Annotated in this window: 9 protein-coding genes; all 9 read right to left on the reverse strand. The window is 53.3% G+C overall.

Annotated features, from left to right (window positions below):
- Window positions 1-222: 222 nt before the first annotated feature.
- Window positions 223-1,290: a DUF3080 family protein gene (locus ACXAFR_RS08045; protein WP_475175210.1), complete on the reverse strand. Its 1,068-nt coding sequence runs from the start codon at window positions 1,288-1,290 to the stop codon at window positions 223-225.
- Window positions 1,291-1,307: 17 nt separating this feature from the next.
- Window positions 1,308-2,339: an HD-GYP domain-containing protein gene (locus ACXAFR_RS08050; RefSeq protein ID WP_475175211.1), complete on the reverse strand. Its 1,032-nt coding sequence runs from the start codon at window positions 2,337-2,339 to the stop codon at window positions 1,308-1,310.
- A 95-nt stretch (window positions 2,340-2,434) separates the two neighbouring features.
- Complete coding sequence (locus ACXAFR_RS08055) at window positions 2,435-2,956, reverse strand: Rab family GTPase (protein ID WP_475175213.1); 522 nt, start codon at window positions 2,954-2,956, stop codon at window positions 2,435-2,437.
- An 11-nt stretch (window positions 2,957-2,967) separates the two neighbouring features.
- Window positions 2,968-4,650: a hypothetical protein gene (locus ACXAFR_RS08060; protein ID WP_475175217.1), complete on the reverse strand. Its 1,683-nt coding sequence runs from the start codon at window positions 4,648-4,650 to the stop codon at window positions 2,968-2,970.
- A 203-nt stretch (window positions 4,651-4,853) separates the two neighbouring features.
- On the reverse strand, window positions 4,854-5,408 hold the full coding sequence (locus ACXAFR_RS08065) for a hypothetical protein (protein ID WP_475175220.1): 555 nt from the start codon (window positions 5,406-5,408) through the stop codon (window positions 4,854-4,856).
- Between the two features lie 624 nt (window positions 5,409-6,032).
- A complete protein-coding gene (locus ACXAFR_RS08070; protein WP_475175225.1) occupies window positions 6,033-7,460 on the reverse strand; it encodes a tRNA nucleotidyltransferase/poly(A) polymerase-related protein in 1,428 nt (475 codons plus the stop codon).
- A gap of 242 nt (window positions 7,461-7,702) precedes the next feature.
- Complete coding sequence (locus ACXAFR_RS08075; RefSeq protein WP_475175232.1) at window positions 7,703-10,504, reverse strand: Hsp70 family protein; 2,802 nt, start codon at window positions 10,502-10,504, stop codon at window positions 7,703-7,705.
- 11 nt (window positions 10,505-10,515) lie between these two features.
- Window positions 10,516-12,420, reverse strand: a complete 1,905-nt coding sequence (locus ACXAFR_RS08080; RefSeq protein WP_475175237.1) for an Hsp70 family protein — start codon at window positions 12,418-12,420, stop codon at window positions 10,516-10,518.
- On the reverse strand, window positions 12,420-13,019 hold the full coding sequence (locus ACXAFR_RS08085) for a DUF2760 domain-containing protein (protein ID WP_475175243.1): 600 nt from the start codon (window positions 13,017-13,019) through the stop codon (window positions 12,420-12,422). The genes ACXAFR_RS08080 and ACXAFR_RS08085 overlap by 1 nt, the downstream gene beginning before the upstream one ends.
- Between the last annotated feature and the right edge of the window lie 199 nt (window positions 13,020-13,218).

Raw genomic sequence — 13,218 nt, forward strand, 5'->3', positions numbered from 1 at the left:
ACACCTCCCATCACCTCTGTCCTGATGGAGGCCGATCCCAACACAAACTAAAGAATTTTCGCGCTACACCCCATGTACAAATGCAACGTGATTTAGCTCTGTGACTTGTGCGGATCAACTGAACAAACGGCCGCTATTGTACTTGAGAATTCAGGTGATTGTCTGGCCGCCAGAGGAAAACTTATGGATAAAATTACCGCTATTCAATTGGCTCATAAACGACTACGGGGATGTATCACCCGGTGCCAAACCGCACTCATCCAGCAGATCACGCCACATCTGAGTGTGAGACTGGACGGCATCTTGATAAGCCATCCAGGTTGATTCGGCATTGTCTTCAGACCAATTCGCCTGCCAATAATCCTGAAACGCCTCCGGCCAGGGGTGATAGGGCTCCAACAATTCCAGCAGAGAGGTGCGGAGATCTCGACTCTGCCGAAAAACATCACTGATGTATGGCTGGATTTCAGCAATATAGTATTTGAGCATCACCGTTTCAGCGATTTTGGCCTCAGGTGAAGGTCGCCCTTGAAAACACAGCGGGCGACGTGCCCGTCGCGCTGACACGGCAGCAGTCAACTCATTGAGCCGCCGTATTAACAGTCGCTCACTTAGCAGGAGCTGCCCGCCAGTCTTGGCACTACCGATGATACCAAGCAGGTTTTCCAGAGCCGCGGAATTCGGTAGAGGCCGTATTATTTCCTGATGCAACTGCTGTAATGCCGCGAACAGCTCTGTTGTTGGCACCCGCGCCTCCTCAAGCGACAGGGGTAAGGCTCCCTCAGAAAACAGTTGTTGAAACTCTTCACCTGCAGCCGTGGCGTTCCATTCTAAGCTGGGCATATCCGTGCGCTTGGCGACGATTGCAACCTTTAACGCCTCGACAAGCCCCTGCCGACTCTCTGATTCAGAGAGAGAGTCCAGACACAACTCACCCAACTGAACGAATTGCCGCTCGTAGATCAGCCGTTGCGACATGGGCATGACTTTACCCAACACGCTGTTGCGCTCACCAACCAGCCTTTGTAAGTCACAGTCACTAAGCCGTAAGAAATCCAATAGATTGATTTGCGTTCCCTGTAAAGGCTGTAACAGATCCCGGCGGGATGGATAGGTTACAGGGGCTTTGAGAGACATGCTCTCGAGTCGTGCGTCGACACTGTTAAGAAGTCTGCCGGTGTAGTTTTCGAGCCGAGACTCAGCGGTTTCCTGACACCCAGTCAGGACCAACACCGCCAGGCAAGCGCAAACGACAGAGAGAAACCGAGAGGAATGTTGAACAAAAATCACAGCACAAAGAAAACCACTTAATCAGGAACGGCTTCTCGAATGCTGCGAAGTATCGGGAGACGCTCACGAAAAATCTGGTAGAGATCCGGATCAAACTGACGCCCGACCAACTTATCCATCATGCCCAGAGCGACGGACTCTTCCAGTGGTGGTTTGTAAATGCGATCCTGCAGCAGGGCATCGTAAACATCCACAATGGAGACAATACGAGCGGCAAGCGGAATCTTCTCGCCAGCGAGGCGACGGGGGTAACCTCGGCCATCCCAGCGTTCATGATGACAGCGTGCAATATCTGCGGCCAACTGAATCATGGTGTTGTTGCTGTCCTCGAGGATGTCCGCGCCAATTTGGGCGTGGCGTTTCATGACTTCGAATTCTTCCGGCGTTAAGCGTCCGGGCTTTTTTAATATGCTGTCGGGAATACCGATTTTGCCGATATCATGCATAGGAGCAGCGGCTTTGATCTCATCGATACGATACGCATCCCAACCAATGGCTGAAGACATTTCCGCCGAGTAAAGCCCTATACGCTGAATGTGACCACCGGTTTCTTCATCCCTAACCCCGGCAGCGTGAATTAATCGGCTAGCAAGCTCTGTTTGCCCTTCTCGCAAGGCCCTGGCTCGCTGATGCACCTCCTGCTCCAACCGCTCTTGGTGCAAAAGGTTTTCTCTGGCGCGCTGCAACACCCGTTCAGCTTCCCAGTAACTCTGCCCGAGGCGACTCAACACCAAGATTCGCTGATGCTCAACCGTCAGCGCAGTCGCCTCCAGCGCAACTTCCTTACCACTGCCCAAAACCTCAATGAATGGACCGGAAAGCACCGGATCAATCAAAGCCCCTTCCCAGGCTTCAAAGGCATCGACAAAGAAATTGTCCAGAAACAGTGAGTGTCCCTGCAAATTGGCGCAATAGGTGTCACTGTGGAGTGCAAAGATGTCGCGAAACCAGGGCGGCGCGCAATTCAAAACCTGAAATCCACCACCGCCATCGTATTGCAGGACAACGTTACCAAGATGGGTATTCACAGCTTCTAGTATGGACGTCATAATTTTGCGACTCTGCCACCGAGGCCTGAAACACATCGGTTTTCATCAAAGACTGTAAGCATGCGACATCCCTGTACAGCGGTTAAAAATAACGACTATGGTTGATTCGAGTGACTACACATTCGCTCAGCGAGCGACATAAACAAGGTCTCAACATTCTGGCCAGTTTTAGCGCTGGTATAAAATACCGGCCCAATACGTTCTAGGGCGCGACGTCCCTCCTCAGGTAAGGAGTCATCTGAGCAGAGGTCCGTTTTATTAACGGCAACGGCGATTGGCAATGAACCATACTGATAGCGCAGACGCTCCTCTAAAGCGAGTGCGACTTCCAAAGTGCGGGGCCGGGACAGATCCACAACCAATATGTACCCAGAAGCACCACGCATAAACGAGATATTAAAACTGTCGTAGTCGTCTTCGCCTGCGATATCCCAAATCATTAAGGTGACAGAGTCCTGCTCTGTTGCAACCATTTTTTTACTGATTCTCACTCCCACAGTAGTGAGATAGCGCTCATCGAACAGACTGTGAGAGAAACGGCGAATCAAACTCGATTTGCCCGCAGAAAAGGCGCCCACGAGACAGATTTTTTTCTGCAAGCTGGCCCGTTTACTCACGTCATATCCGCTCATTGATACTGTACAAACAACTGGGTTTTACGTTCTCTCACGCGACCACCACCGTAGGTTTGACCACTGAATGTGCGCAGATCCGCGTCTTCAACACCGCGCGTCAGCAACAGCTGTCGCAAAGACTCCGCCCGCTCAAGCCCGACGCGCTCATTGACTCTCGAACTACCGGACTCATCCGTATAACCGACAATATCAATAGTGACCGGTCGCTGAAACTGCCGATGAGACAAACGATTCAACTGCAGAATCTGATATGCCAACGTCTCCAGTCCCGGCGCATTGTTACTTATACGGACTTGCCCTTGGTTAAAGCGAAACACTGTTTTTTCAATCGCGCTCTTAAGTGCATCCACCTTCTCCTTTTGACTGCTGTAGAGCTGGAGATTGGATGAATCAACCCCGGTTATACCGTTGATTGAGGGCCATTTACTGAGAAATGACTCAACCCACTCCGCCGTGGCATGGCCATCGAGGTGCAAAATCCCATCCTTCACCTGCAAATCCACTTCGCTATCTGGCTCCAGTAGATTTTTTGCTCGCAAGGTAACAATCGCGTCTTCACTGGAAATAAAGGAATAGGTTCGATACTGAAAGAACTCATCCATACTGTCGATGTCGACGATTTCATTCAAGGGTCTCGCCAGAGGATCCACCAGTAAATTGAGATCATATCCCATCCCCTCACCCGCAGGCAGGACCACGATACCTGGCTCATCACGCAACGCCTGCAATACTGCATCGCGGCGCATATTGGAAAAATAGCTGGTGGTCATCACGCTCAGCAAGACCACAAAAACCAGTGCACCGGCGATTATGGCCGGCCAGGGTTTGCCCGAGGACTTAGCCTTCGGCAACTCCTGGAAAGACACCTGCAACAGATCTCCAAGATCGTCGTCGTATACCGCGAAAGGTTCGGTTTCTCCCCGCCACTCCCGCATGGTATCACCGTGCTCTCCATGAATTTTTTCCAACAAAAGATCCATGTCAGCCCGCAGTTCGTGGGCCACACGCCCCCGAATTACAACAGCTACCAGCGCCTGAGGCCCACTTTGCACAAGCACATGAAGATCGCCCAGGGTCAATGTATGCAGTTCGCCCGTTTCCGTGTCGTGGAAACTGTCTTTAATCCAGTCGCGAATCGCAGAAAACATCCCCGAGACAATTTCCGGGTCTCGATTGGGTGCGTTTAATGCCGTTCGATGTCGCAACAGTAGACCGGTTTCGCTGTGGATCAGGAAAACCTGCTCAACGCGAAAATCCAGAGTATTGAGAAGCACGACTTCGCTGTAGCTCTTACCCGTTCGCCAGGCCTGATAGCGCCAACGCAGTGCCTGTATCGACAGCGTGCTTTCCAGTGCGCGATTAAACCCCTCCAGCATTTGCTGCAGAGTCTGCGCAATCGATTTTCGAATGGCAGGCCCCATAATGGGATAAAGCGCATGAGCCAGACGATGCGGGTCCCTTTCAATAGAGCCGGCAATCGCCTGGTCAATTGTGGGCGCGAGTGCTATCGCCAGGCTATCGTCACTCTCTGCCCGGCTTTGCAGAGCCTCAGAAATAATTCGGGCGACATGTTGAGCAAAAAGCTCATCATCATTTAATCGAATACGAAACTTGAGCAACTCTTCGTATTCATCCCCTAACAAGATGCGACGTAAATTTTCCAGATCCTTATCCATACCTTAGCTCCCAGCGGTGGGGGCTTACGCAGCAGACAGGCCAATAGCGGCAGCAGAGACAGGAAACTGACTCTGCACTTTTCGAAGCATCATTAATACCCGAACCTGAGGGATCAAGGCAACTTTTCAAATGCCGGGCACTGGCAGCCCGGACTGACCATTTTCGCAACTGATTACTACGCAAACTTCTGACAATCTCGCTGTTATTGTAGATTTTTTTCAGGAGAAGGCGCAGTTTTTAACGAATCCGCCATTTGTTCCAGCAAACTGGCGAGTTGTACGCGATCTGTTTTACTGTTTTGCAGCTGATAGTTAATGGTGTCAAGCTGCTTGGCAAGATCTTCGTTCCATTGCCGCACGCTGGCTTCCAACGCTTCTTTTTCGTTGGTCATCAGGTCGAACAGGTCGTCTCTTGCCTGTTTCTCACTGGCCCCCATGGCAGCAATAGATTCGTCGACCGCTTGCAGCCGGCTGTCGATGCGGGATGATTCCGCAGATGCCGACTCAGTCAAACGTGCTTCCAAAGACTGTACGGTTGATTCCAGCTGGCTTAGCTGGCGGGTAAACTCCTTTCGTGACTGCTCAAGCGCCGAACGAAAGGTTTTCTCCATGTCATCGGCGCGTCGATTCGACTCTCGCATTTGCGAGCCAAATAGAATATCGCGTACGGTTTCGAGGCTATCACGACTTACCTCACCGTCCACTGCCGCCAATTTCAGATTCCTGTTGTCAGCCAATTCTTCCTTCTTGCTACTCACGTGTCCCTCCCACCATCTTTTTTACGGGCACCGCTTTGATTGTGCGATATTACTTTCAAAACGTCTGAGTCTTGATCAGCGATACCATCGCCAACAATGATCAGATGTTCCATCCGCTTAGCGGCAGTGCCAAACCCCAGTTTAAAATTACGGTATGTCCTGACAGATCTTCGCGCCTGCGTCGTCGAACCTCATCCATGTAATGTTCAAGTGCCAACATGGGATACCATCGCTTTACCGCAGAGATCACGAAAACAGCAGACGACTCATAAACGCCGCATGCAGGTGCCATCCGCACGCAGCGTTCGAGGTAGACGTCCTAATAGCGGGAAGTGTTAGTTTCCATGGCCATTATTCTTGTTCACCGAATGACAGGATACTGCAAGGTAAAATTTACAGGAACGGAAGTAAAGAAAGAAGCGCCAGATTTACATTTACTGTATGTTGCGTGCACTAAACCCCAGCAATTTCACGCAGATCGTCTACAAAGCAAACAACTTTCTGCACTGTAAATGATCACAATCATAGCTGACTTTTTATAGCCCTAGCCTCTGCGTGAAAAATGAATGTCGCGCAATCGAGAAAACGCAAAGATTCTGGCGCAACAATAAACATCAATAATGTCTATTTTGTTTCAAGTATTGCTCGCTGAAGCCACTCAATTGCGTCGTGACGGTTTTCCAATTTTCCTTCATCACGCATTTGGGCAACAGCTTTTAGATACCGCCCCATTTGAGGACCAGGCTTGACCCCAGAGGCAATGAGATCTTTCCCGCTTAACAGGGGCTCTATATCCATTGTAGTTATGGGATTATCTGCCAGCAGGCTTTCGAGTCTTGAAACAAGATCTGCAGAATGCCGTCCATCCTGTGTAACAACAGGGCAGGCTTCCAGATGACTCAACATGTAGCTGAGGGGCAGAGGTTGAAGTGCCCGAGCCTCGCGCCGCAATAACCTGAGACACACAGCATCACTGGGTTCTGATTGATTTTCAGCATCAATATCACCAAGCAAAACTAATCGCCGCGAAAGTAATTTTACGACGGCAGCCTGAACCTCTTGAGCAAAAGAGAGCCGATTAAAAAAACGGAGGACAGGCTGCTGCCAGTCATTCTCTGACTGAACAACCCATCCGTAACACAATGCACTGAGCATCAAAATTTGCTGACGATTTAAATCGGCCTGCAAGAATCGCTGGCGCAGGATACTGGCTGCTCGATCCACGGCAGAAGACATCCACTGCCAGCCGGGCGCGTCACCACCGGTGTCTGAGGCAGCAAGCACTTCCAGCTCTGGGAGCAGACTGGCATCAATCCCCAAATCATGCAGCAGCACCAGACCGACGGACGGCTGCGGCGCCAACAGTAGCAACTTGTTTAACTCGACGGTGATTCGTTCCCGCGACAGATTGGATAGGTCTCCGGCAGCCACCATCCGAGCCATCAATTCAGAACTTTCAGACTCTAAACTGAGCTCAAAACGGGCGGCAAATTGACAAGCACGCAATACCCGTAACGGGTCTTCAGGAAAGCGTTGCTCGTCAGTGACACGCAAAAGTTTTTTTTGCAGATCTGCAGAACCGCAAAATGGATCCACCAACTCTCCAGTGAGGGGGTCCTGCATAATGGCATTCACCGTAAAGTCGCGTCGCCGGGCCGCCTCAATCACGCCCAGATCTGGCACGACGCGGGTTTCGAAATCTGTATGCCCGGGCCCAGTACTGACTTCAATTCTTGGAAGTGAGAGATCAATTTCAGCCGCCGCACCTTCTGCGCCAACCAATTTAAAGACGGGGAAACTGCGGCCACAGGCAACCACTTGGCCCGGATAACGAAATTCAAGATGATGATGTAACTGAGCTTCGGTAACACCGTGAACTTCGATATCGATGTCCTTACTGCTGTACCCCAAAAGACGATCTCTTACCGCCCCGCCTACGAGCAGCACTCTCGGCGGAACACTGAAATTGGCGGGTAATGCAGCGATAGATTCTGCGATATCGCGAACCAGCGCGTCCAAAGCTGGAATTCCAGAAATGTCAGTGGTAGGCAACGGCATCTCCCATGTGTCTCGGTCAGTTCTTAACAGCGTCCTCATTCAGCATCGCATGATACGGACCTCACTATGGGCTTAGCAATTTTTCAAGGCGGCGGGAAGAATGTCGATAAGAGCGCGCTCCGGGAAAGGGCGCTATTCGATAAGGCGTCGACGAGAGGCATGACCTGCCCCAAGGCCAATACAGGCAGCAGGCAACAAAAGATGCGTCGCCCGCTAACGCGCTCGACGCATCCGTATTACTGTAATAACTGCAAACCCTGTGGCAACGCCTCACCGAATATCTGGCGGGTGGATTGCTCATCAAGCGCCTGCACATCCTGTAACATTGTTAGCCAACCTTCTGGTGCTTTGATGACCTGTAACCGTTCGCAGATGTCAGAACGCAATGCATCGCCGATATTACTGCTGCGATCACTGCTCAAACGGGCGATCATCACTGCGGCAAATGCCACCTCTCGCGAATTCGACCAATTCCGGCGCATCAACGTCTGCAGCCAGTTTGCGGCTGTGTCTGCATCGACAATGGCGTGACCGCTTCCGTAAAACGGCACCCTTGAACCGATACGCCCCAAGGCCCACCAGCTGGTCAGGGTTTCCGACGATTTTTCCAAGCGTGTTAGCAAATGGCCGCCGAGAGATTTTTTGTCCTCGGCCGGTAGACGCTCAAGCGTGCCGGCCAATCGAACGATGTCTTCGTAAGATCGCACTTTCACTTCCGCTTGCAGTTTGCGACTGCGCAGATTGGCCGGATCGATATAAGCGGCAATGGCTGCATAGATCTGCTGCTGGCGATCACCGGTGAGACCGCCGGACAGGCGGCGCCAGAACGTCCACCAATCTATCCAGCTCTGAACTTCGCGATCATAGTGTAAGCCTGCATTGAACAGGGGCCAGACCTGCTCGATACGCCAATCGTCGGCAGGATCCCCAAACCCAGGCCGCAAACAAAAACCCGCGAGATTCAACCAGACGCGCTCGTGTGCTTGGCTGCGGTGACGGCGCTCACGGCCTTCAAGCAAAACATCCGCCAGAGCCCGCAACAGAGAGATATCCCAATCTGCACGTTTGCCCAACAATTTTTCCAAAACATTGCGCAGACTTTTGACTCGCTTGGGATCAACCTTCTGTTTACTGCTACCGAAGATCAACTCGACCTCAGCTTTTGCCTGCTCCCATTTTGGAGGTAAAGCCACGTGAGAAGTCAGATTCTGTTGTGGATTGCGCCGCAACTCAAATTCTACCTGCCAGCGCTGACCTGCCAGCTCAGACTGTCGGCTTAGGCAATCCAACTGTAAGGTTCCCACTTCAGTCAATTGGGTGACGAGCCCCACCTTGACCCGTTTATCCGACGAGCTAATCTGTGTTCCCGGCGGCAAGGCGGCGATCAGAGGAGGTAAGAGCGTGAACTGGTCGTCGACGGCAACCAACGCCCCCGCTTCCCAATGTTGATCCTGAGTGCTGGTATACAACGAAAACTGGACTGGCTGATCCAGCATCAACTGGAATTCCCTGTCTGCCAGTTCCACCTCGACGCCTTCTTCCGTTCCTCGCGGCAACAGGCAGACCGCCTGTTTACTGTCGTCTTCACCATCAATCGCGAGAAAGTAGGTTCGCGCGGAGCCACCACCAATACGAGGCTGGCCACCACTGCGAGCCACGCCATACGCCACAGCCCCACGAGCCACGGCGAGATCTGGATGGGGATTATCCAGCAACTGCAAAGCATCATCGCCGCGCCAATTACCCAGCAATTGTGTGACCCGCTGCGATAAACGTGGACTGCGAAAGACACCGCCGTTGAGTAACAATGCATCGGGTAGAGCGACGCCTTCTGTCCCCAGGGCTTCCCGTGCCCCAGGTTGATGAGCTTGCAGAAAAGCCGCCAAGTGGCGACTGATGGCCGCATCACTGGCATAGGGCAATCCAAAATCAACCACAGCGCTCCGGCGTTTTTGTGGCATCGCCGACAAATCCGTTATGGGCAAAAACCCCTCAAGAACCAATTCATCGATATCTGCTTGCCGTAATTCGCAGCGTTTTGCGCCGCCAATCAGACGACTGCCCCCCCCCACCAAGGTTACGGTTGCGGAATCAGGGGCATCATCGGCCAGCAGACGCTCTTTGGCCTGGCGGGCTTGCTGAACCAGCTGAGACAGTTGAGCATTCTTGAGAGGTTGCCCCAAATTCAAGCGCTGCTCTGCCAATCGCGCCAGAGCGAGATCGATATTATCTCCGCCGAGCATCAGATGATCGCCCACACCGATGCGACTCAATTGCAGAGCCCCCGCGGCATCGCGATCAATACGAATCAAACTCAGATCTGTGGTACCGCCCCCCACATCACAGACCATCAGTAATTGCGTCTGAGCCAAGGTTTCGGAAACCTGATCGCCCTGGCGCGCATACCAGTCGTAGCACACCGCTTGCGGCTCTTCCAGCAAACGGACATCAGGCAGCCCAGCAAGCTTAGCTGCCGCCAGAGTCAGTGCGCGGGCATCTTCATTGAAAGACGCAGGTACCGTAATGACAATTTGCTGCCGTTCCAGCAGGTCATCAGGGAATTCGCGATTCCAGGCTGCACGAACATGAGCAAGGTAGCTGGCACTAGCATTCAAGGGAGAAACCTTGGATACCTCTTCTCCTGCGCCCCACGGCAATATTCCTGCACGTCGATCCACCTGACCATGAGACAACCAGCTCTTTGCACTAGCCACGAGCCGCCCCTCAGATTTCGCGCCAAGAGTTCGCGCCCAATCCCCAACAATCAGACGTTCGTGATCGCCTTCCAAAGAGGCGCCACTCTCACTCCAGGGAAGTCGGCAGTCTACTGTCGCCAACTCTTCTGGTGCGGGGTGATAACGAAACGAGGGTAAAAGCGGTAGGCGTGCCACCTCACCAGCGGCCACCAATTGCTCAATGTCGAATATCGCAATGGCAGCCCCTGGATCATCGGCCTGAGTGTCCGCGTAGGCAACCACAGTGTGTGTGGTGCCCAAGTCAATGCCGACCAGATATCGGCGAGCAGCGTGTTGAGGCATAAACGAATCCGCTACTCTGCCTCTCGCACATTAAGCTCAACTTGCCAGCGACGCTCGAGGTTTTTGACATCCACAGCCTCTAGCTCCAAGGTGCCAACTTCGGTCACTCTTGATGCCAGCCTCACCATGACTTGATCGCCAGGGTTATAGCCTTCCGCTTGCAGATTCACTTGTATTTCCGGTAGCTCGGTCAGCTCTTCTGGCTGCCATTGCTCCAGTCGACTGCCAACGGCATCATCATGGCGGGTGCTGGACCGGAAAAAACGAAAGTGTGCTGGCTCGCCAACCAGCAGCCCAAATTCGCCACGCTCCTGTTCCGCAGACGTCCCCTCTTCCATTCCGAAGGGTGCGATACAAAGGGCTTCCAGAGGCGGAGCCATACCAGGCACGGCCGGCATGCTGCTTTCTATACCGACATAATAGGTGTGCCCCAAACCGCCGCGAATTCTCACACCACGACCTCGCTTTGCCCAGCTGAGATAACTGGCGCCGCGGGCAACGGCCAGATCGAGATCAGCACCCGCAAGCTGTCGCGCCTCGGGTGCTCCGGACGTCGTCAACCACTGATTGATAACCTCAACCAGACGTCCGGCAATGTGCGGGGCTTTTAATACACCCCCGTTGAGAAGAATGGCGGTGGGCTGGATAAAACGAGGGGCGTCTTCTGACATTCCTCCCAAGGGGTCGCCACCGAAGGGATCATCATCGACGGAATCCCCGCCGGATTGAATGGACTGCTGGCTGGTTAAAAACGCCGCGAGATGTCGGGTAACGCCAGCATCCTGGGCGTAGGGCAGCCCTCGCTGAGTCAAGGCACTGCGCCGGGACTGCTGCGGCAAAGCATCGATACCAACCGCAGGAAAAAAGCCCTCGATCAAAGTTTGGCCAACTTCGTCACGGGTCAATTCAGAGCGCAAGGTGCCACCGAGCAGCGACGAACCTCGTCCGGGAACTACAATCGGAACCGAATCGACATCGGTATCCGCCAGCAACGCCTCTTTGGCATCGCGACACGCCTGCGTGATCGCCTGAATCTGCCAACCAGCAAGCTCCTTGCCTTCTTGAGCCAACTTGGCTTTGATCCGATACGCCAGGGCCAGATCCATATTGTCACCGCCGAGCAGAATATGCTCACCTACGGCCACGCGCTCCAATGACAAACTGCCGTCGTCTTCTCCGACGCTCACCAGAGACAAATCCGTTGTACCACCGCCAATGTCCACCACCAGCAGCATATCGCCAACGCTAACTTGCTTGCGCCAGTCTTCGCCACTGGCCTGCACCCAGCTGTAAACGGCTGACATTGGCTCTTCAAGTAATGTCAGATTGGCAATCCCTGCTTCGCGAGCCGCTGCCGCAGTCAATTCCCTTGCGACAGGGTCAAATGATGCAGGGATAGTGACGGTGACCGTTTGGCGATCGAGTGGATCCTCGGGAAAGGCGTGATTCCAGGTATCTCGCAAATGACAGAGGTATTCACAGGTAGCTTGGAAGGGACTGGTCTTGGCAACCTCTTCTGGACTGCCAACCGGCAAAAACGCCTGCTGCCGGTCGACGCCACTGTGGCACAACCAGCTCTTGGCACTGGCCACCAATCTCAATGGTGTTTTCTGGCCGAGTTGACGCGCAATCGCCCCGACGAGTGCGCGCGGTTCAGAGCTCCAGGGCAAGGTTATTTCATCTGGATTCAACTCTTGTTCGTGCGCCATATAAATAAATGACGGCAACTGATTTAAGCTCTCCAGACTGCCCGGCGCTGTCAGCTGGGGAATCGGCAAAACGTTGATATCTGGCTGTGTTCCGGGAATTTCTTCGCTGGCGACCAAATCGATGTAGGACAATACGGAATTGGTGGTCCCCAAATCGATACCAACGGCAAAGCGCCCGCCTTGCTCTGAATTCACGTCATCGTTCATTACAGCTCCACCTCTGCGGGGGCAATCACATGACTGTCATGGCCCTCAGTCACCTTCGGCAGGCGCACTTCCGTGACTTCCCAACCGCGATGAACCAAGGTGCCAGAAAACGGCGCCTGTCCGACCAAGTTGCCCGTCAGGCGAACCCGCGCAGCATCAAAGCCTTCTTCAACGGTTACCCGCGACTCCTCAGATTCGCTGCGCAGGGGCTGCATGGCAAAGTAGGTCTGCAACGTCTTGCGACTGCCAGCGTGAACGGTGCGAGCTACCGCTCCGATATCAGCATCACCAAAACCGGCGAGATCTTCGTTAATAAAATCGACAAATCGCGCGTCTTGCTGCAGTAGCGTCAACAGCTGGAGAGCGGAGGTATCAGGCGCTTGCGGTGGCTCCTCGACGACGGGCTCGACGGGAGTGGCAACCGCAGGTGCCGGCTCCTCCACAGGAGGCGCAGGCTGGGTCGAACGGGTATCGGTTGTCGCAGACTTACGAGCCTGCAACCAAAGTACCGTAACCCCGATCAACAGCACCAAGAGAATCAAGTGCAGGAGATCAATAACGAAGGGGCTTTGCGCGAAGATGTTGGCTTTGAAAATCATGATTGTCACATCACTGGTGAATTGCGGGATCAAAAAAATCGGGGCGCTATTCTACATGACGCCAGCATCCAGTCGAGTTGCCCAGTCGGGGCAGCGTAGGCTTGGACATCGCGCTCGAATTTGCATCGGCGCCCAATCTTTACGGCGGAAGCCTATTTTCACACACCCGTATGGCGAAACAACGCTTTTTGTCGTCCAC

Source organism: Pseudomaricurvus sp. ABR4_320 (genome assembly GCF_056159445.1).